The organism is Pseudomonas sp. P5_A12 (assembly GCF_056400685.1).
The window spans coordinates 1-19,119 of sequence record NZ_JBFUKU010000090.1; the positions used below are offsets into that span (position 1 = coordinate 1).

Genomic DNA, 19,119 nt, shown 5'->3' on the forward strand with positions numbered 1-19,119 from the left:
GCCWGGCTGAGCGGGGTCTTTTTTTGCCTGCGCCCCACCCTGTGGGACTGCGGTTACACGCCGAACTGGGCGCGATAGGCTTCTACGGCAGGCAAATGCTGCTTGAGCTGCGGATCATCGGCCAGGAATTCCAGCACCTGGTTCAGCGAAACGATGCTGATCACCGGAATGCCGAAGTCACGCTCCACCTCCTGGATCGCCGACAACTCACCGTTGCCACGCTCCTGGCGGTTCAGGGCGATCAGTACGCCCTTGGCCTTGGCGCCGTCCTGGGAGGCAATGATCTGCATCACCTCACGAATCGCGGTGCCTGCGGTGATCACGTCGTCGATGATCAGCACGTCGCCGGTCAGCGGAGCACCGACCAGGCTGCCGCCTTCGCCGTGAGCCTTGGCTTCTTTGCGGTTGAAACACCACGGCAGATCGCGCTCGTGATGTTCGGCCAGGGCCACGGCGGTGGTCGCCGCCAGCGGGATGCCTTTGTAGGCCGGGCCAAACAATACGTCGAACGAAATACCGCTCTCGACGATGGCTTCGGCGTAGAAACGACCCAGCTGCGCAAGGGCCGAGCCCGTGTTGAACAGGCCGGCATTGAAGAAGTAAGGACTGGTGCGCCCGGACTTCAGGGTGAACTCACCGAAGCGCAAAACGCCGCGATCGATGGCAAAACGAATGAAATCGCGCTGATACGCTTGCATGAAAAAAACCCCAAATACCACGGATTTAGCTAATTAGGTTGACGCCGTGTATCATACACGCACGTGATTTTTGGGGCCATTTATGCGGATCATCAGTGTGAACGTCAATGGTATTCAGGCTGCAGTCGAGCGTGGTTTGCTCAGTTGGCTGCAAGCACAGAATGCCGACGTCATCTGCCTGCAGGACACCCGCGCCTCCGCCTTTGAACTGGACGATCCAGCCTTCCAACTGGATGGCTACTTCCTTTATGCCTGCGAAGCCGAAGTTCCTGCCCAAGGTGGCGTGGCTTTGTATTCGCGGTTGCAACCGAAGGCAGTCATCAGCGGTCTCGGCTTCGAGACGGCCGACCGCTACGGGCGTTACCTGCAAGCCGATTTCGACAAGGTCAGCATCGCGACCTTGCTGCTCCCTTCGGGGCAGAACGGCGATGAAGACTTGAACCAGAAGTTCAAGCTAATGGACGACTTCGCCCGTTATCTGGATAAACAGCGACGCAAACGTCGCGAGTACATTTACTGTGGCTCGCTGTACGTGGCGCAACAGAAGCTGGATATCAAGAACTGGCGCGACAGCCAGCAATCCCCGGGCTTCCTGGCGCCTGAACGCGCCTGGATGGACGAGATTGTCGGCAATATGGGGTATGTCGATGCCCTGCGCGAAGTCAGCCGTGAAGGCGACCAGTACAGCTGGTGGCCGGACAACGAACAGGCTGAGATGCTCAACCTGGGCTGGCGTTTCGACTACCAGTTGCTGACCCCGGGCCTGCGTCGCTTTGTTCGCAGCGCACGCCTGCCACGTCAGCCACGGTTCTCGCAGCACGCACCGCTGATCGTGGACTACGACTGGACGCTGACCATCTAAGCCCTGTTTCGCAGACACAAAAAGCGGACATCGCTCAGGCCTGTGAAAATCCGGCAGTCAGCTAGCCGGAAGAAAAAATGCCCGTATCGCAAGATACGGGCATTTTTTATGGATCGTCAGCAGTGATCGAACCTTCAAGAAGCAGCAAAGAACGGCAGCGCAAGGTACAGCTTGATCACGATGACATTAATGATGTCGATGAAGAAAGCGCCCACCATTGGCACCACCAGGAACGCTATCTGCGAAGGCCCGTAACGCTGAGTCACCGCCTGCATGTTCGCGATGGCCGTTGGCGTGGCACCCAGTCCGAAACCACAGTGTCCTGCCGCCAGCACCGCCGCATCGTAGTTGCTACCCATGACTCTGAACGTCACAAAAATAGCAAAGAGAGCCATGACCAACGTTTGCGCAGCCAGGATGATGAAGAACGGAAACGCCAGTGAAGCCAGATCCCACAGCTTGAGCGACATCAGAGCGATCGCCAGAAACAGTGACAAGCTGACATTCCCCAGCACCGAGACTTCACGCTCAAACACCTGATACAAGCCAAGTGCTGAAAGTCCGTTGCGCAAAACCACACCCACGAACAACACGCAAACGAAGGTCGGCAACTCAAATGCGGTTTCGCGCAGCGCGCCATTCAGGAGCGTGCCTGCCAGCAAGCTGACCGCAATCAGAGCGAGCGTCTCGATAAACGTAAAGGGCGTGATCGAGCGCTCTTTGTTCGGCTGCTCAAAACCCTTCGGCATCCGTGGCTTTTCTTGCTCAAGGCCGGGTGTCTGGACACGCTTGATGAGCAGGCGAGCGACCGGCCCCCCAATCAAACCGCCCAACACCAAGCCAAACGTCGCAGAGGCCATCGCTAGTTCAGAGGCGGAAGCCAGGCCAAACTTCTCACTGAACGTCGCCCCCCACGCAGCGCCGGTACCGTGACCGCCCGCCAACGTAATCGAGCCGGTCAGCAGACCCATTAACGGATCGAGCCCCAACGCCTTTGCGAGCCCGATGCCCATGGCGTTCTGGATCACCAAAAGCCCGGTGACCGCCAATACAAAAACTCCTACTACGCGCCCGCCTTTCTTCAGGCTGGCGAAGTCTGCACTCAAGCCAATGGTGGCAAAAAACGCCAACATCAAGGGAGCCTGCAGTGAAGTATCAAACCGGACTTCAATATCAAAAAGGCGCAAAACCAAAAGCACCAAGGCAACCACCAGGCCGCCTGCTACAGGCTCAGGGATATTGTAGGTGCGTAAAAAACCAACGCGTGTGACAAGACCACGCCCCAGTAACAGGACTAAAGAGGCGGCAACCAGTGTTCCATAAAAATCGAGCTGAACCATTGGGATAATCTTGAATATATATTCAGGGGCGAACTTTTTACCTGGACACGCCTCTGAGCAGGTTGATCGTCGCAACCCTGATTAGTTTAGATTCAAAGACCGTCAATGGTCTGAATATGACGAAATGTTTCTTGGCGGAATTTACTTGGGGCAACTTTATCAACCGCCAAGTCTCGCTGCCAAGCACATAGGCCGAGCTGAAGCCTAGCAGTTGTGACTAAAAGTGTAAGAACGATAGGTGCACGGCAAACACCGGCGGCGTCTGGATACAATCAATGGCCAGGGAACTTTATCTGTTGCCGGAAAAACAAATGCCCTGATAATTCAGGGCATTGGCTTTAAACCGTAGCGAACTGTGTTTTCACGCAGTTAGATTGCTGCCGGTTTTATTGCGCACGCTGATATTCCAGGCGGCAGCCGGACTGGTCATTATTTGATCAACCGCCAAGTGAATGGGTAACGGTAGGGAAACCCTTCATTGGCCTTCACGCCAGCAATGATCGTCAGCACCAACGCACCAATTGCGACCAGACCCAACAGGAAGAACCCGACAATCACCACCATCAGCAGGAAGCAGATGGCGGAAGCAATGGCGACGGTGATCTGAAAATTCAGCGCCTCTTTGCCCTGCGCATCAATGAACGGGTCCATCTCGCGCTTCATCTGCCAGAGAATCAGCGGGCCGATCAGCGTACCGAACGGAATCCAGATCCCCAGCAAGGCGGACAAGTGACAAAACATCGCCCACTGCCGAACTTCTTTGCTCGGGGTGGGAAGTACCTGCTGTTCATCACTCATAGCGTCCTCCTTGTGTGGTTCCATCCAATCAGTCGGCCAGTGCAGCCTTCTGCAGGTCGAAGATTTCGGTCATGCCTTTCTTCGCCAGTTCCAGCATAGCGTTCAGCTCTTCCGGCTGGAACGGCGCGCCTTCGGCAGTGCCCTGGACCTCGATGAAACCGCCCGTGCTGGTCATCACCACGTTCAGGTCGGTCTCGGCAGCCGAGTCTTCCAGGTAATCGAGGTCAAGCACAGGCTCGCCCTGATACATGCCGACGGAGACGGCAGCGATCATTTGCTTGAGCGGGTCGCCGCCTTTCAGGCCGCCGCGCTTCTTGATGACTTTCAAGGCATCGACCAAGGCAACCATGGCGCCGGTGATGGAGGCAGTGCGAGTGCCGCCGTCTGCCTGGATCACGTCGCAGTCGACGTACAGGGTCACGTCGCCCAGCTTGGACATGTCCAGCGAAGCGCGCAGGGAACGACCGATCAGGCGCTGGATTTCCAGGGTGCGGCCGCCTTGCTTGCCACGGCTCGCTTCACGCTGGTTACGCTCGCCGGTGGCGCGCGGCAGCATGCCGTATTCGGCGGTCAACCAGCCCTGGCCCTGACCTTTGAGGAAACGCGGCACGCCGTTTTCGACGCTGACGGTGCAGATGACTTTGGTATCACCGAACTCGACCAGTACAGAACCCTCGGCGTGTTTGGTGTAGTTGCGGGTAATGCGGATCGAGCGGAGCTGATCGGCAGCGCGACCACTTGGACGTTTCATAGGGAATACCTGTACGGAGGACGGAAAACTGCCGAGCATTATAGAGCCGCCGGCCACGACTGGGCACTTCTAAAAAATTCGCCCGACGACCGAAGGCCCTGAACAGCGCTTTGCCGACGGCCTGCAGCTCTTTGTGACAGCGTGTGTTTGGGCGCATCCGCCCCACTGAGCTACAATCCTGCGCCTTTGCTGCCTGTCGGCTTTCATTCACAGATATCGGGTCCGCGAAACCTTTGGTAACGCATCGACCCGACTTGCGAGGTACCTCCATGGTGCACAGCATGACCGCCTTCGCCCGCGTAGAAAAAGCCGGCACCCAAGGCACCCTGAGCTGGGAGCTGCGCTCGGTCAACAGCCGCTACCTGGAGCCGCACTTGCGTCTGCCGGAATCCTTTCGGGATCTCGAAGGCGCCGTCCGCGAGGCCCTGCGCCAAGGCATTTCCCGGGGCAAGCTTGAATGCACCCTGCGCTTCACCGAAGAAAACACCGATAAACCGCTGCAAGTAGACCGCGAGCGCGCCGCGCAATTGGTCGCCGCCGCCGAGACGATCGCCAGCCTGATCAAAAATCCTGCGGCGCTCAACCCGCTGGAAGTGCTGGCCTGGCCTGGCGTACTGGTGGGCGATGCCACGGACCCGCAAGCCTTGAATGCCGAAGCATTGGCGCTGTTCAACGAAGGCCTGAAAGAACTCAAGGCTGGCCGCGAGCGCGAAGGCGCGGAGCTGGCACGACTCATCAGCGATCGCCTGACCTCCATTGAAGAAGACGTCGTTACCCTGCGCGAACTGGTTCCGCAGATGCTCGCCACCCAGCGCCAGAAAGTCCTCGACCGCTTCGCCGACATGAAAGCCGACCTGGACCCGCAGCGGCTGGAACAGGAAATGGTCATGCTCGCGCAAAAGAGCGACGTCGCCGAAGAACTGGATCGCCTGAGCACTCACATCATCGAAGTTCGCCGGGTGCTCAAATCCGGCGGCGCTGCTGGTCGGCGCCTGGACTTCCTGATGCAGGAACTCAACCGCGAAGCCAACACACTGGGCTCCAAAGCCTTCGACCCGCGCAGCACCCAAGCGGCGGTCAACCTCAAGGTGTTGATCGAGCAGATGCGCGAACAAGTGCAGAATATTGAGTAAGGCAAACCCGACATGACCCACAGCACCGGCACCCTGTACATCATTTCCGCCCCTTCGGGCGCGGGCAAGAGCAGCCTGGTCAAGGCCTTGACCGACGCCGATCAGGAGATCCGCGTCTCGGTCTCCCACACCACCCGAGCCATGCGCCCCGGTGAAGTGAATGGCGTGAACTAYMACTTCGTCTCMCGCGARRMGTTCGTGAAGATGRKYGAGCACGGGGAYTTCCTGGAGCGCGCCGAAGTGTTCGGCAATCTCTATGGCACCTCGCAAAGCCACCTGCAACAGACCCTGGACGCAGGCCACGACCTGATTCTGGAAATCGATTGGCAAGGTGCAGAGCAAGTGCGCAAGTTGATGCCTCAGGCCCGCTCGATCTTCATTCTGCCGCCGTCCCTGCAGGCCTTGCACCAGCGCCTGAACAATCGCGGCCAGGACAGCAACGAAGTCATCGAAGGCCGGATGCGCGAAGCCGTCAGCGAAATGAGCCACTACGTCGACTACGATTACCTGATCATCAACGACGATTTCGCCCACGCGCTGAGTGATTTGCAGGCAATTTTCCGTGCCAATCAGCTGCATCAGAAGCGTCAGCAGCAGCGTAACGGAAAGCTTTTGGCTGAATTGCTCGGCTAATCAGCACTTCCCAAAACCGCTGCAAGGGCTTTACATTGGCACTTGCAGCGCGTTGAAGGGCTTGGTCAAAAAATCAGCGCTTCCCTAATCGCTGGTGATTTTTTAAACTGTCTAGTCCGCTCGCCCACCCGGGCAGCGCGCATAATGCATTCGCTCCGAGGAATACCATGGCCCGCGTAACCGTTGAAGACTGCCTAGATCACGTGGAAAACCGTTTTGAGCTGGTCATGCTCTCTACCAAACGTGCCCGTCAATTGGCCACCGGCGGCAAAGAGCCGAAGCTGGCTTGGGAAAATGACAAACCTACAGTAATGGCGCTACGTGAAATCGCCGCCGGCGTAATGAACTATGCCGTCATCGCCGAAGCTGAAATCGTCGAAGACGAACCGCTGTTCGCAGCGTTCGAGGACGAGTCCAACGAGGCCGTCTAAGCCTATGCCTGGTCGACGTAGCACGGCGCGGGGTCATAGCGAACGGCAGGAGTTATCATGCCGAGCATAGACGCCCTCGCCGATCGCTTATCGACCTACCTCGGCAAGGACCAGGTCAACCTGGTCCGCCGAGCGTACTTCTACGCCGAACAAGCCCACGACGGTCAACGCCGGCGTAGCGGTGAGGCGTACGTCACGCATCCTCTTGCGGTGGCGAATATTCTTGCCGACATGCACATGGACCATCAGAGCCTGATGGCCGCGATGCTGCATGACGTGATCGAAGACACCGGTATTGCCAAAGAGGCGCTCCAAGCGCAGTTCGGTGAAACCGTGGCCGAACTGGTCGACGGGGTCAGCAAACTGACCCAGATGAACTTCGAGACCAAAGCCGAAGCCCAGGCCGAAAACTTCCAGAAAATGGCCATGGCCATGGCCCGCGACATTCGCGTGATCCTGGTCAAGCTCGCCGACCGCTTGCACAACATGCGCACGCTGGAAGTTCTGTCCGGTGAAAAACGTCGGCGGATCGCCAAGGAAACCCTTGAAATCTATGCGCCCATCGCCAACCGGCTGGGCATGCACGCCATCCGCATAGAATTCGAAGACCTCGGCTTCAAGGCCATGCACCCGATGCGTTCCGCGCGAATCAACCAGGCGGTCAAGCGCGCCCGGGGCAACCGCAAGGAAATCGTCAACAAGATCGAAGAGTCTCTCAGCCACTGCCTGGCCATCGATGGCATTCAGGGCGAGGTCAGCGGTCGCCAGAAACATCTCTACGGCATCTACAAGAAAATGCGCGGCAAGCGTCGGGCCTTCAACGAGATCATGGACGTGTACGCGTTCCGGATCATCGTCGACAAGGTCGACACCTGCTACCGCGTGCTGGGTGCTGTACATAATTTGTACAAACCATTGCCGGGGCGCTTCAAGGATTACATCGCGATCCCCAAGGCCAACGGCTATCAGTCGCTGCACACCACGCTGTTCGGCATGCACGGTGTTCCGATCGAGATCCAGATCCGCACCCGTGAAATGGAAGAGATGGCCAACAACGGCATTGCCGCCCATTGGCTGTACAAATCCAGCGGCGACGAGCAGCCAAAAAGCACTCATGCCCGCGCCCGCCAGTGGGTCAAAGGCGTGCTGGAAATGCAGCAACGGGCCGGCAATTCGCTGGAATTCATCGAAAGCGTGAAGATCGACCTGTTCCCCGACGAGGTCTACGTATTCACGCCCAAAGGCCGGATCATGGAGCTGCCCAAAGGCTCCACGGCGGTCGACTTTGCTTACGCGGTGCACACCGACGTGGGCAACAGCTGCATAGCCTGCCGGATCAATCGTCGTCTCGCACCGCTGTCCGAACCGCTGCAAAGCGGTTCCACGGTCGAGATCGTCAGCGCTCCCGGCGCTCGACCGAACCCGGCGTGGCTCAACTTCGTGGTCACCGGCAAGGCGCGGACGCACATCCGCCATGCGCTGAAACTGCAACGCCGCTCCGAGTCCATCAGCCTCGGCGAACGCCTGTTGAACAAGGTGCTGAACGGCTTCGACAGTTCGCTGGAAAAAATTGCCGCCGAGCGCGTCAAGGCGATGCTTGCCGAATACCGCCTGGAATTGATTGAAGATTTGCTGGAAGACATCGGCCTGGGCAATCGCATGGCTTACGTGGTTGCCCGCCGCCTGCTCGGCGAAGGCGAACAATTGCCAAGCCCGGAAGGTCCGCTGGCGATTCGCGGCACCGAAGGCCTGGTACTCAGTTACGCCAAATGCTGCACGCCGATTCCAGGGGACCCGATTGTCGGGCACCTGTCCGCCGGCAAAGGCATGGTGGTGCACCTGGACAACTGCCGCAACATCAGCGAAATCCGCCACAACCCGGAAAAATGCATCCAGCTCTCATGGGCCAAGGATGTCACCGGCGAATTCAATGTCGAACTGCGCGTCGAGCTGGAACACCAGCGCGGCCTGATCGCCCTGCTGGCCAGCAGCGTCAACGCGGCCGACGGCAATATCGAAAAAATCAGCATGGACGAGCGCGATGGTCGCATCAGCGTGGTTCAACTGGTGGTCAGCGTGCACGACCGTGTGCACCTGGCCCGCGTGATCAAGAAACTGCGCGCCTTGACCGGGGTGATTCGCATCACCCGCATGCGTGCGTAAAGCCCACTCTTACAAGGAGTCATTCATGACCAAGACTGTTATCACCAGCGACAAGGCCCCGGCCGCCATCGGTACTTACTCCCAGGCGATCAAGGCTGGCAACACCGTTTACATGTCGGGTCAAATTCCTCTGGACCCAAAAACCATGGAACTGGTTGAAGGCTTCGAAGCCCAGACCGTCCAGGTGTTCGAGAACCTCAAAGCCGTAGCCGAAGCGGCCGGTGGTTCGTTCAAAGACATCGTCAAACTGAACATCTTCCTCACCGACCTGAGCCACTTCGCCAAGGTCAACGAGATCATGGGCAAGTACTTTGACCAGCCTTACCCTGCCCGCGCCGCCATCGGCGTAGCCGCCCTGCCAAAGGGTTCGCAGGTTGAGATGGATGCCATTCTGGTCATCGAGTAATACGTCCGGCGCAGCCCTCTAAAGGTTGCGCCGATCTTGTCTTGAAAGGATTCCACCATGCGCCATGCGCTAGCTCTCTCGCTGGCCGCCCTACTCTTGGGCGGTTGTGCCAGCAACCCTGCCGACCGTGACATCAGCGGCACCTGGATCAATCAGGTGGCAATCGATGCTGCAGCCAAAGGCGGCCCCCTGCGCGAAGCGCTCCAGGCCTATGGCCCGAACCTGGAATGGGACATCAACACCAAGGCCGGTCAGGCCCGCTACACCAATGGTTTTGAAAACGTCGACGGCAAGCTGCTGGGCGAAAAATCCGGCGCATGGAAAATCGATTTTTACGGCAGTTCCGGCAGCGAACTGAAACGTGACGGCAAGCAACTGAGCCAGTCCGAGACTGAGAACGAGTCGGAGCAGGTTTTCGACCGCGCGCAGGTGCAGGTACCGGAGGGCGCACCGATCGGCGCGAGCTTCGAACGTGCGCTGTACACGGCTTACATGGGCGGTAGCTGGAAAGTTCTCAACGGCAATGGCGAAGGCGGTACGGTCCAGTTTCAGGCTGACGGCCAGGTGATCGGCCTGCCCGGCGCTGACCGTTATGCCCTGTGCCTGGCGGGCGACTGCGCCTCCATGAGCGGCGGCCACGACAGCCTGTGGTTACAGCTGAACGGCCAAGGCAGCCCATGGATTTTTGCCCGCAAAGGCAAAGAGCTGGAAATTTTCCAGGCAATCAACTCCGCCCAGCAGGATGAGCAGCCGACCTACATGCCTGGTGATCGCAAGTGGTTGCTGGAAAAGCAGTAACCCGCCCTTAAGGCCAACGCAAAACCAATGTGGGAGTGAGCCTGCTCGCGATAGCGGAGTGTCAGTCGACATCAATTTTGACTGTTACTCCGCTATCGCGAGCAGGCTCGCTCCCACATTTTGTTTTGGGGTGTTTGGAAGTCAGTCGCGACCTTCGAGGATCGCGGCATAACCTTCGCGATAGCTTGGGTACTTCGGCGCCCAGCCCAAGGCCTTTGCCCGGGCATTGCCGCAACGCTTGCTGCCAGTACGCCGCACGGTCGCGTCGTCATCCCACTCCGTCACGCCCAGATACTCACGCAACCAGCCCACCACTTCCGCCAACGGTGCGGGCGCGTCGTCGACGCCTATATAGACATCATCCAGCGCCTCACCGCGACGATCTGCCTCAAGCAGAAACGCCATCAACCCCGCCGCATCGTCAGCGTGAATGCGATTGCCGTACAAAGGCGGATCGATGGCCACGCGATAACCCCGCCGCACCTGCGTCAGCAGCCACTCGCGGCCAGGGCCGTAAATGCCGGTCAAGCGCACGATGCTCGCCGGAATACCGCTTTTGAGTGCGACCTGCTCAGCCTCCAGCATCAACCGACCTGAATAACCTGCGGGAACGGTCTGCGAGGATTCGTCGACCCACTCGCCATCTTGCTGACCATACACACTGCTGCTGGAAACAAACAGCAGGCGTTCCGGCACCTGACCGTAATCGTCCAGCCACTCCAGCACATGCTTCAACCCCTGCACATAAGCGGCGCGATATCCGGCTTCATCGTGGTCGGTGGCCGCCGCGCAATACACCAGGTAATCCACCGCACCGACTGGCCAGGTCGCCGGGCATTCTTCATTGAACAAGTCGCCGGCAACGCCAATGACCCCCTCGGGCAGGCGAGAGACGTCACGCCTCAGGCCATGAACCTCCCACCCGCTAGCCACCAATTGCGTGGCCAGGCGACTGCCGACATCACCGCAACCGGCGATCAAAACTGAGGGCGTGGACATCAGAAAACTCCCATCGGAAAGACACAGACTAGCGCCAGCAATGGACGAGCGGCTAGCAATGCAAGAAAAAAAGAGACTCTATTACTTTTGTTAACAAGAATTACTTGCAATAATGCACGCCACTTTTGTTCTCGGCCTCACGAGGCCTGGAAGAACATTACCCGTCTTTTTCTCTCAGGTCCGGCCAGCATGACACGCAATCAATTCTCCGCTTCGCCAACCAAAAGCCCTCGCGCCTGGCGTGCAGTGGCTGCTCTGTTGCTCAGCCTGATGCTGGCACCGACCGCCGCTTTCGCTGACGCACAAGCACCCGCCACTCCAGCCACCGCCGTGGCTCCGGCTCCGGCTCCGGCGCCAGTCGATCCTGCCGCCCCAGTCGCCGCTCCGGCCGCGACCGATCCGGCCCTGGCTGTAGCCGCCGAAGACGCTCCTGAGGTGCTCGAAGCCGACAACACCCTGGGCATGGCCCATGACCTGTCGCCGTGGGGCATGTATCAGAACGCCGACATCATCGTGAAAATCGTGATGATCGGCCTGGCCATCGCCTCGATCATCACCTGGACCATCTGGATCGCCAAGGGCTTTGAGCTGATGGGCGCCAAGCGTCGTCTGCGCAGCGAAATCGTCCACCTGAAAAAAGCCACCACCCTTAAAGAAGCCAGCGCTTCGGCGACCAAGGAGGGCACCCTTGCCAACCTGCTGGTTCACGACGCTCTGGAAGAAATGCGCCTGTCGGTCAACAGCCGCGAAAAAGAAGGCATCAAGGAACGTGTTGCCTTCCGCCTTGAGCGTCTCGTCGCGGCCTGCGGTCGCAACATGAGCAGCGGCACCGGCGTCCTCGCCACCATCGGTTCCACCGCCCCGTTCGTGGGTCTGTTCGGTACCGTATGGGGCATCATGAACAGCTTCATCGGCATCGCCAAAACCCAGACCACCAACCTCGCTGTCGTGGCACCCGGCATCGCCGAAGCCCTGCTGGCGACCGCGCTGGGTCTGGTTGCAGCGATCCCGGCCGTGGTGATCTACAACGTCTTCGCCCGCTCCATCGCGGGTTACAAGGCACAAGTGTCCGACGCCTCGGCTGAAGTCCTGCTGCTGGTCAGCCGCGACCTCGATCACCTGCCGACCACCGAGCGCTCCACGCAACCGCACATGGTCAAAGTAGGGTAATCAGCCATGGGCTTGCATTTAAAAGAAGGCGCAGACGACGATCTGGCCGAGAACCACGAAATCAACGTCACGCCGTTTATCGACGTGATGCTGGTGCTGTTGATCATCTTCATGGTGGCCGCCCCGCTGGCCACCGTGGACATCAAGGTCGACCTGCCCGCCTCCAGCGCCAAGCCGGCGCCACGCCCGGAGAAACCGGTGTTCCTCAGCGTCAAGGCTGACCAGCGCCTGTTCCTCGGCGAAGACGAAGTGAAGGCCGAAACACTCGGCGCCACTCTTGACGCCAAGACCCAGGGCAAGAAAGACACGACGATCTTCTTCCAGGCCGACAAAGGCGTGGATTACGGCGACCTGATGAGCGTGATGGACAACCTGCGCTCCGCCGGTTACCTGAAGGTGGGTCTGGTCGGGCTTGAGTCGGCAGTCAAGAAATGATCACGACGCGCCATAAGCTGACGCGTTACGGCGGGAGCCTGGCCGTGGTGCTGGGCGTTCACGCACTGGCCATCGCGCTGGCGCTGAACTGGACCTCGCGCCCGCCGATCGAGTTGCCACCGCAGGCCATGATGGTCGAGCTGGCACCGGTTCCGGCACCGCCACCGCCTGCTCCGCCAAAAGTCATCACGCCGCCGCAGCCACCGGCCCCGGTGGAAGAGCTGCCGATCCCGAAACTGGCTGAAGTGCCCAAGGCCGAGATTGCCGTGCCCAAGCCGGTCAAACCCAAGCCCAAGCCGCAACCGCCAAAGCCTGTGGAGAAAAAGCCGGAGCCGCCGAAGGAGAAGCCGTCCGAGGAAAAACCTAGCGACGCGCAACCGACCAATGCGCCGACGGAGAAATCCGCACAACCGGTACAAGGTCCATCAGCCGAACAACAGGYAGCCAAGGCCAGTTGGCAAGGCACCCTGCTCGCTCACCTGGCCAAGTACAAAAAGTACCCGGCCAGCGCGCAGGCACGGAACAAGGAAGGCCTCAACCGCCTGCGCTTCGTCGTTGATGGTGAAGGCAATGTGGTGTCGTTCGAACTGGTGACCCCCTCTGGCAATGCCGATCTGGACCGGGCCACCCTGGAAATGATCCGCCGCGCCCAGCCACTGCCCAAGCCGCCGGCCGACATGCTGACCAACGGCGCCATCGAAATCGTTGCACCGTTTGTTTACTCACTGGAAAAACGCCGACGTTAAGTCACCGACAAACCCATGTGGGAGCGAGCCTGCTSGCGAAGAGGCCATTACATTCAACATCTTCGTTGACTGTTACACCGCCTTCGCSAGCAGGCTCGCTCCCACAGGGACATACAGCGGCCATATAGGCACCGAAAGGTGCCTTTCGTGTATCTGCCAGCGGCAAACACGCATTACCCGGTGTCACTCAACACACTCACTCTGATAACGTGCGTCTATCGATTGCAGCCGTTATGCTTGGCGCGCAACTACATGGACGCTTGCTATGACCCTCACAGAATTACGCTACATCGTTACCCTCGCCCAAGAGCAGCACTTCGGCCACGCGGCCGAGCGTTGCCACGTCAGTCAACCGACCCTGTCGGTGGGCGTGAAAAAGCTTGAAGACGAACTCGGTGTGCTGATTTTCGAGCGCAGCAAGAGTGCCGTGCGCCTGACCCCGGTCGGTGAAGGCATTGTCGCCCAGGCGCAAAAAGTCCTGGAGCAAGCCCAAGGCATCCGCGAACTGGCCCAGGCCGGCAAGAACCAGCTGACCGCCCCGCTGAAAGTCGGCGCGATCTACACTGTCGGCCCGTACCTGTTCCCGCACCTGATTCCACAACTGCACCGGGTCGCCCCGCAGATGCCGTTGTACATCGAAGAAAACTTCACCCACGTGCTGCGCGACAAACTGCGCAACGGCGAGCTCGACGCGATCATCATCGCCCTGCCGTTCAACGAAGCCGACGTCCTGACCCTGCAGCTCTACGACGAGCCGTTCTACGTCCTGATGCCGGCCCAGCACCCGTGGACCCAGAAAGAGTCCATCGACGCCAGCCTGCTCAACGACAAGAGCCTGTTGCTGCTTGGCGAAGGCCACTGCTTCCGCGACCAAGTGCTGGAAGCCTGCCCGACCCTGGCCAAAGGCAACGACGGCGCCAAGCACACCACGGTGGAGTCCAGCTCCCTGGAAACCATCCGCCACATGGTCGCCTCCGGCCTTGGCATTTCGATCCTGCCGCTATCGGCAGTCGACAGCCATCACTACGCCCCCGGCATCATCGAAGTGCGCCCACTTACACCGCCGGTGCCGTTTCGCACCGTGGCCATTGCCTGGCGCGCGAGCTTCCCGCGTCCGAAAGCCATCGAGATTCTCGCTGACTCCATTCGTCTGTGCTCGGTGGCCAAGCCTTCCGCGCCGGTTGCTGCGGCTTAAGTCGCTGTCATGAGCGAGTTGTCGCAAGTGTCGGTGACGGCACTCAAGGGTGTCGGCGAGGCCATGGCCGAGAAACTGGCCAAGGTCGGCCTGGAGAATCTTCAGGACGTGCTGTTTCACCTGCCGCTGCGCTATCAGGACCGCACCCGCGTGGTCCCGATTGGCCAATTGCGACCGGGGCAAGACGCCGTGATCGAAGGCACCGTCAGCGGTGCTGACGTGGTCATGGGCCGTCGCCGAAGCCTCGTCGTTCGTCTGCAAGATGGCACCGGCGGGCTCAGTCTGCGCTTCTACCATTTCAGCAACGCCCAGAAAGAAGGCCTTAAACGTGGCACGCGGGTTCGCTGCTACGGCGAAGCGCGGCCCGGCGCCTCGGGGCTGGAAATCTATCACCCGGAATACCGCGCCATTACCGGCGACGAGCCACCGCCGGTGGATGAAACCCTGACCCCGGTGTACCCCCTCACCGAAGGCCTGACCCAACAGCGTTTGCGCCAGCTGTGCATGCAAACCCTGACGATGCTCGGCCCGACCAGCCTGCCTGACTGGCTGCCAACCGAACTGGCGCGCGACTATCAACTCGCGCCGCTGGCCGACGCGATCCGCTACCTGCATCACCCGCCCGCCGATGCCGACGTCGACGAACTCGCCCTCGGTCATCATTGGGCGCAGCACCGTCTGGCCTTCGAAGAGCTGCTGACCCATCAACTGTCCCAGCAGCGCCTGCGCGAGAGCATGCGCTCCCTGCGCGCACCGGCGATGCCGAAAGCCACCCAGCTGCCGGCCAAGTACCTGGCCAATCTGGGCTTTGCACCGACCGGTGCCCAGCAACGGGTCGGCAACGAAATCGCCTACGACCTGAGCCAGCACGAGCCGATGCTGCGCCTGATTCAGGGCGACGTTGGCGCGGGTAAAACCGTAGTCGCCGCCCTCGCCGCGCTTCAGGCGCTGGAAGCCGGTTATCAAGTCGCACTGATGGCGCCCACTGAAATCCTCGCCGAACAACACTTCATCACCTTCAAGCGCTGGCTCGAACCGCTGGGCATCGAAGTCGCGTGGCTGGCCGGCAAGCTCAAGGGCAAAAACCGCGTGGCCGCACTGGAACAAATCGCCAGCGGCACGCCGATGGTGGTCGGCACCCACGCGCTGTTCCAGGACGAAGTACAGTTCAAGAACCTCGCGCTGGTGATCATCGACGAACAACACCGCTTCGGCGTGCAGCAACGTCTGGCGCTGCGACAGAAAGGCGTCGGCGGGCGCATGTGTCCGCATCAATTGATCATGACCGCCACACCGATTCCTCGGACGCTGGCCATGAGTGCCTACGCCGACCTCGACACCTCGATCCTCGACGAACTGCCGCCCGGCCGCACGCCGGTCAACACCGTGTTGATTACCGACACTCGGCGCGTTGAAGTCATCGAACGGGTGCGTGGTGCCTGCGCTGATGGGCGTCAGGCCTATTGGGTGTGCACGCTGATTGAAGAGTCGGAAGAGCTGACCTGCCAGGCTGCCGAAACCACCTATGAAGACCTCACCGCCGCCCTCGGCGAGTTGAAGGTCGGGCTGATCCACGGGCGCATGAAACCAGTGGAAAAAGCCGCCGTTATGGCCGAGTTCAAGGCCGGCAACCTGCAATTGCTGGTCGCCACCACGGTGATCGAAGTCGGCGTCGACGTGCCAAACGCCAGCCTGATGATCATCGAAAACCCCGAACGCCTCGGCCTCGCACAATTGCACCAGTTGCGCGGCCGTGTCGGTCGAGGCAGCGCGGCCAGTCATTGCGTGCTGCTCTACCATCCGCCGTTGTCGCAGATCGGTCGTCAGCGCCTCGGCATCATGCGTGAAACCAACGACGGTTTTGTCATCGCCGAAAAAGACCTCGAACTGCGCGGCCCCGGCGAAATGCTCGGCACGCGCCAGACTGGCCTGCTGCAATTCAAGGTCGCCGACCTGATGCGCGACGCCGATCTATTACCCGCCGTGCGCGACGCCGCCCAAGCCTTGCTGGAGCGCTGGCCGGACCATGTCAGCCCGTTGCTCGACCGCTGGCTGCGCCATGGGCAGCAATACGGACAAGTGTGAGCACCGTCGCAAGTTGTGGACCAGACCGTTGAACAAGCTGGCTATACTCGCGCAACTGTTTGAATACGGATACAGACAATGACTGAAGCTGCCCTTGCCCCGGGAACCCTGCACGCTCCGTCTGTTATTCGGCTGCTGCTGGGCAAGTTGGGCATTGCCTACGAAGAAGTGCGGGACCACCTCGGCCTGAACGCCTCGCGCAAAGTGCAGGCCGTTCTGGTGGAAGACGCAGTCGGCGCCTTGATGGTGCTGTTCCCGCAAAGCCAATTGCTGAATCTCAATCGCCTCGCCGAACTGACCGGCCGCCGCCTCACCGCCGTGCCACCCAAACGCTTGGTAAAAATGCTCGGCAAACACAGCCTGAGCCTGCTGCCCGGCCTGCCGGCGCTGACCACTTCGCCGTGCCTCTACGAAGAAAGCCTGCTGCGCGAACCGAAGCTGCTGATCAACTCGGGCGAACCGGGCCTGCTGCTGGAAATCACCAGCGAAGACTTCAAAACCATGCTGACCAAGGCCAGCGCCGCCAACTTCGGCGAGAACCTGACCAGCATCCGCCCGAACCTCGACCGCCCCGACGATGACCGCAAGGAAATCACCCAGGCCGTCCAGGCCTTCACCGCGCGGCGCATCCAGCAACGTCTGGAAGAAACCATCGAGATTCCGCCGCTGGCCGAAACCGCGCAAAAAATCATCAAACTGCGCGTCGACCCCAATGCCACCATCGACGACATCACCAGCGTGGTCGAAACCGACCCGGCGCTGGCCGCGCAAGTCGTGAGCTGGGCTGCGTCGCCGTACTACGCCTCGCCGGGCAAAATTCGTTCCGTGGAAGACGCGATTGTGYGGGTGCTGGGTTTCGACCTGGTGATCAACCTCGCGCTGGGCCTGGCCCTGGGCAAAACCCTGAGCCTGCCCAAAGACCGCCCGCAACACACCACGCCGTACTGGCAGCAGTCGATCTACACCGCCGCCGTCATCGAAGGCCTGACCCGCGCCATGCCACGCGCCCAGCGCCCGGAAGCCGGCCTGACCTACCTCGCCGGCCTGTTGCACAACTTCGGCTACCTCCTGCTGGCCCACGTCTTCCCGCCGCACTTCTCGCTGATCTGCCGCCACCTGGAAGTCAACCAGCACCTGTGCCACAGCTTTGTGGAACAACACCTGCTCGGCATCAGCCGCGAACAGATTGGCGCGTGGCTGATGCGTCACTGGGCCATGCCGGAAGAACTCGCCGCCGCCCTGCGCTTCCAGCACGACCCGCATTACGACGGCGACTACGCCGAATACCCGAACCTCGTGTGCCTGTCCGTGCGCCTGCTACGCGCTCGCGGCATCGGCTCCGGCCCGGATGAAGACATCCCCGACGCCCTGCTGGAGCGCGTTGGTTTGAGCCGTGAAAAAGCTAACGACGTGGTCACTAAAGTGCTTGAGGCTGAAGTCCTGCTGCGAGAACTGGCTTCGCAGTTCAGCCAGGGCTAAAAGCATCGTCGGAACGCCGCCCGGACCAAGCCACGCGCCCACAGGATTTAGGTACTCCCTGTGGGAGCTGGCTTGCCCGCGATGAATCCAACTCGGTCTTACTGACCACCTCAAGCGAGGTGGCGCAGTACATATCCCAGAAGAGGTGGAGGAGCAAAAGCGACATAACCGCTAACAACAACCCGGTTATCCGCCATCACTGTGCATCCCCTGAACATATCGATGCCGCTTTCGCTGTTGAAAACCGTCCATCCTTTACCCGCGTACGTTACATCCAGTGAGCCATCGAGCGTATACCGCGCTGTCACGACTGAACTGTTTTCGTCAACAAAAGCGCCGCCTCCTTGCCCACTGACAACCAGCTTTCCATCCATCTGTAGGACACAGCGCCGCCAGGAAACGCCGTGTTCCGTAAAACTGGAGAACAGCGGCTTTCCGTTGTTGAAAACAAGATTGAAACTTCCGCTGGGGTTTAGCGAAACAATCAAACCTTCGCGGTCGCCATTGTGGTCTGCGGTCCCCACTGCCACAACCCCACCGTCAGACTTCAAGGTCATTGACCCTAGGTCAAGCCACCGACTGCTGTCAGTGATGGTCACTACGCCGTTCTTTTTGTCACCAAAACTGGCATCGACTTTACCGTCCTGGTCATAGCGAATGACATAAACATCTGGGAACTCGTCGGAGGCCTCTCGGCTGAAATCGCCACAGACCAGAACTTTGCCGTCTTGCTGCACGGCCACACCAGCAGCGTAATTCCAGCGATGGGTGATACCCGGAAGCTCGACTAGTACAAAGCCTTTCTGATTAAAAGATGTGTCGAGTGAGCCATCCACATTAAGGCGCAGCGCAATCCCTTTCAGATGGTCGAATTCGAAAAAAACAGTGCTGACTAGAACGATCCTTCCATCCTGCTGACCGACAGCAGCAACCCCGACATCTCCCGCCCCTCGAGATGACTTTTCACCGTTTTTATCGTCATGGCGATGGGTAAGAA

18 protein-coding genes and 1 pseudogene are annotated in these 19,119 nt (G+C 59.8%); 13 read left to right on the top strand and 6 right to left on the bottom strand.

Annotated features, from left to right (window positions below; genetic code table 11):
• Positions 1–53 precede the first annotated feature (53 nt).
• Positions 54–698 (bottom strand): orotate phosphoribosyltransferase, encoded by a 645-nt coding sequence (pyrE, locus tag AC1DSG_RS14455; protein WP_477791492.1) that lies wholly within the window; start codon positions 696–698, stop codon positions 54–56.
• An 82-nt stretch (positions 699–780) separates the two neighbouring features.
• On the opposite strand from pyrE, the gene AC1DSG_RS14460 reads away from it, so the two are divergent.
• The gene (locus AC1DSG_RS14460) at positions 781–1,560 is read left to right on the top strand and encodes an exodeoxyribonuclease III (RefSeq protein WP_007934608.1); all 780 of its coding nucleotides are present in this window, start codon (positions 781–783) and stop codon (positions 1,558–1,560) included.
• Between the two features lie 134 nt (positions 1,561–1,694).
• On the opposite strand, the gene gltS is transcribed toward AC1DSG_RS14460, so the two are convergent.
• The 3 genes from gltS to rph all read right to left on the bottom strand — a co-directional run bounded on the left by gltS (position 1,695) and on the right by rph (position 4,449).
• Entirely contained in the window at positions 1,695–2,900 is a 1,206-nt protein-coding gene (gene gltS / locus AC1DSG_RS14465) for a sodium/glutamate symporter (RefSeq protein WP_477791493.1), read from the bottom strand.
• 429 nt (positions 2,901–3,329) lie between these two features.
• The gene (locus AC1DSG_RS14470) at positions 3,330–3,698 is read right to left on the bottom strand and encodes a DUF4870 domain-containing protein (RefSeq protein ID WP_452628658.1); all 369 of its coding nucleotides are present in this window, start codon (positions 3,696–3,698) and stop codon (positions 3,330–3,332) included.
• A 28-nt stretch (positions 3,699–3,726) separates the two neighbouring features.
• On the bottom strand, positions 3,727–4,449 hold the full coding sequence (gene rph, locus AC1DSG_RS14475) for a ribonuclease PH (RefSeq protein ID WP_150780185.1): 723 nt from the start codon (positions 4,447–4,449) through the stop codon (positions 3,727–3,729).
• Between the two features lie 269 nt (positions 4,450–4,718).
• On the opposite strand from rph, the gene AC1DSG_RS14480 reads away from it, so the two are divergent.
• The 6 genes from AC1DSG_RS14480 to AC1DSG_RS14505 all read left to right on the top strand — a co-directional run bounded on the left by AC1DSG_RS14480 (position 4,719) and on the right by AC1DSG_RS14505 (position 10,013).
• A complete protein-coding gene (locus tag AC1DSG_RS14480) occupies positions 4,719–5,582 on the top strand; it encodes a YicC/YloC family endoribonuclease (protein ID WP_477791494.1) in 864 nt (287 codons plus the stop codon).
• A 12-nt stretch (positions 5,583–5,594) separates the two neighbouring features.
• A complete protein-coding gene (gmk, locus tag AC1DSG_RS14485; RefSeq protein ID WP_477791495.1) occupies positions 5,595–6,215 on the top strand; it encodes a guanylate kinase in 621 nt (206 codons plus the stop codon).
• A gap of 167 nt (positions 6,216–6,382) precedes the next feature.
• Entirely contained in the window at positions 6,383–6,646 is a 264-nt protein-coding gene (rpoZ, locus tag AC1DSG_RS14490; RefSeq protein WP_477791496.1) for a DNA-directed RNA polymerase subunit omega, read from the top strand.
• A gap of 57 nt (positions 6,647–6,703) precedes the next feature.
• On the top strand, positions 6,704–8,809 hold the full coding sequence (gene spoT / locus AC1DSG_RS14495) for a bifunctional GTP diphosphokinase/guanosine-3',5'-bis pyrophosphate 3'-pyrophosphohydrolase (RefSeq protein ID WP_477791497.1): 2,106 nt from the start codon (positions 6,704–6,706) through the stop codon (positions 8,807–8,809).
• A gap of 25 nt (positions 8,810–8,834) precedes the next feature.
• Positions 8,835–9,215 (top strand): RidA family protein, encoded by a 381-nt coding sequence (locus AC1DSG_RS14500; RefSeq protein ID WP_003229509.1) that lies wholly within the window; start codon positions 8,835–8,837, stop codon positions 9,213–9,215.
• A gap of 57 nt (positions 9,216–9,272) precedes the next feature.
• Positions 9,273–10,013 carry a hypothetical protein gene (locus AC1DSG_RS14505; RefSeq protein ID WP_477791498.1) on the top strand — a complete coding sequence of 247 codons (741 nt, stop codon included), beginning with the start codon at positions 9,273–9,275 and terminating at the stop codon, positions 10,011–10,013.
• A 141-nt stretch (positions 10,014–10,154) separates the two neighbouring features.
• On the opposite strand, the gene AC1DSG_RS14510 is transcribed toward AC1DSG_RS14505, so the two are convergent.
• Complete coding sequence (locus tag AC1DSG_RS14510; protein WP_477791499.1) at positions 10,155–11,012, bottom strand: SDR family oxidoreductase; 858 nt, start codon at positions 11,010–11,012, stop codon at positions 10,155–10,157.
• Positions 11,013–11,201: 189 nt separating this feature from the next.
• On the opposite strand from AC1DSG_RS14510, the gene exbB reads away from it, so the two are divergent.
• The 6 genes from exbB to AC1DSG_RS14540 all read left to right on the top strand — a co-directional run bounded on the left by exbB (position 11,202) and on the right by AC1DSG_RS14540 (position 18,122).
• Entirely contained in the window at positions 11,202–12,182 is a 981-nt protein-coding gene (exbB, locus tag AC1DSG_RS14515) for a tonB-system energizer ExbB (RefSeq protein ID WP_477791500.1), read from the top strand.
• Positions 12,183–12,188: 6 nt separating this feature from the next.
• Positions 12,189–12,617, top strand: coding sequence for a TonB system transport protein ExbD (gene exbD / locus AC1DSG_RS14520; protein WP_477791501.1), 429 nt, complete (start codon positions 12,189–12,191; stop codon positions 12,615–12,617).
• Positions 12,614–13,363: an energy transducer TonB family protein gene (locus tag AC1DSG_RS14525; protein WP_477791502.1), complete on the top strand. Its 750-nt coding sequence runs from the start codon at positions 12,614–12,616 to the stop codon at positions 13,361–13,363. Before exbD ends, AC1DSG_RS14525 begins: the two co-directional genes overlap by 4 nt.
• A 265-nt stretch (positions 13,364–13,628) precedes the next feature.
• Positions 13,629–14,558, top strand: coding sequence for a LysR substrate-binding domain-containing protein (locus AC1DSG_RS14530; protein WP_477791503.1), 930 nt, complete (start codon positions 13,629–13,631; stop codon positions 14,556–14,558).
• Between the two features lie 9 nt (positions 14,559–14,567).
• The gene (gene recG / locus AC1DSG_RS14535) at positions 14,568–16,643 is read left to right on the top strand and encodes an ATP-dependent DNA helicase RecG (protein WP_477791504.1); all 2,076 of its coding nucleotides are present in this window, start codon (positions 14,568–14,570) and stop codon (positions 16,641–16,643) included.
• A 78-nt stretch (positions 16,644–16,721) separates the two neighbouring features.
• On the top strand, positions 16,722–18,122 hold the full coding sequence (locus AC1DSG_RS14540) for an aminoacyl-tRNA deacylase and HDOD domain-containing protein (RefSeq protein WP_477791505.1): 1,401 nt from the start codon (positions 16,722–16,724) through the stop codon (positions 18,120–18,122).
• Between the two features lie 110 nt (positions 18,123–18,232).
• Here the strand turns inward: AC1DSG_RS14540 and AC1DSG_RS14545 are convergent.
• Positions 18,233–19,119: pseudogene (locus AC1DSG_RS14545) on the bottom strand (hypothetical protein); the annotation flags it as partial.

Bases quoted from the DNA above. Each gene is read 5' to 3' on its own strand.
- pyrE (WP_477791492.1), bottom strand. From the start codon at position 698: ATGCAAGCGTATCAGCGCGATTTCATTCGTTTTGCCATCGATCGCGGC.
- AC1DSG_RS14460 (WP_007934608.1), top strand. From the start codon at position 781: ATGCGGATCATCAGTGTGAACGTCAATGGTATTCAGGCTGCAGTCGAG.
- gltS (WP_477791493.1), bottom strand. From the start codon at position 2,900: ATGGTTCAGCTCGATTTTTATGGAACACTGGTTGCCGCCTCTTTAGTC.
- AC1DSG_RS14470 (WP_452628658.1), bottom strand. From the start codon at position 3,698: ATGAGTGATGAACAGCAGGTACTTCCCACCCCGAGCAAAGAAGTTCGG.
- rph (WP_150780185.1), bottom strand. From the start codon at position 4,449: ATGAAACGTCCAAGTGGTCGCGCTGCCGATCAGCTCCGCTCGATCCGC.
- AC1DSG_RS14480 (WP_477791494.1), top strand. From the start codon at position 4,719: ATGGTGCACAGCATGACCGCCTTCGCCCGCGTAGAAAAAGCCGGCACC.
- rpoZ (WP_477791496.1), top strand. From the start codon at position 6,383: ATGGCCCGCGTAACCGTTGAAGACTGCCTAGATCACGTGGAAAACCGT.
- spoT (WP_477791497.1), top strand. From the start codon at position 6,704: ATGCCGAGCATAGACGCCCTCGCCGATCGCTTATCGACCTACCTCGGC.
- AC1DSG_RS14500 (WP_003229509.1), top strand. From the start codon at position 8,835: ATGACCAAGACTGTTATCACCAGCGACAAGGCCCCGGCCGCCATCGGT.
- AC1DSG_RS14505 (WP_477791498.1), top strand. From the start codon at position 9,273: ATGCGCCATGCGCTAGCTCTCTCGCTGGCCGCCCTACTCTTGGGCGGT.
- AC1DSG_RS14510 (WP_477791499.1), bottom strand. From the start codon at position 11,012: ATGTCCACGCCCTCAGTTTTGATCGCCGGTTGCGGTGATGTCGGCAGT.
- exbB (WP_477791500.1), top strand. From the start codon at position 11,202: ATGACACGCAATCAATTCTCCGCTTCGCCAACCAAAAGCCCTCGCGCC.
- exbD (WP_477791501.1), top strand. From the start codon at position 12,189: ATGGGCTTGCATTTAAAAGAAGGCGCAGACGACGATCTGGCCGAGAAC.
- AC1DSG_RS14530 (WP_477791503.1), top strand. From the start codon at position 13,629: ATGACCCTCACAGAATTACGCTACATCGTTACCCTCGCCCAAGAGCAG.
- recG (WP_477791504.1), top strand. From the start codon at position 14,568: ATGAGCGAGTTGTCGCAAGTGTCGGTGACGGCACTCAAGGGTGTCGGC.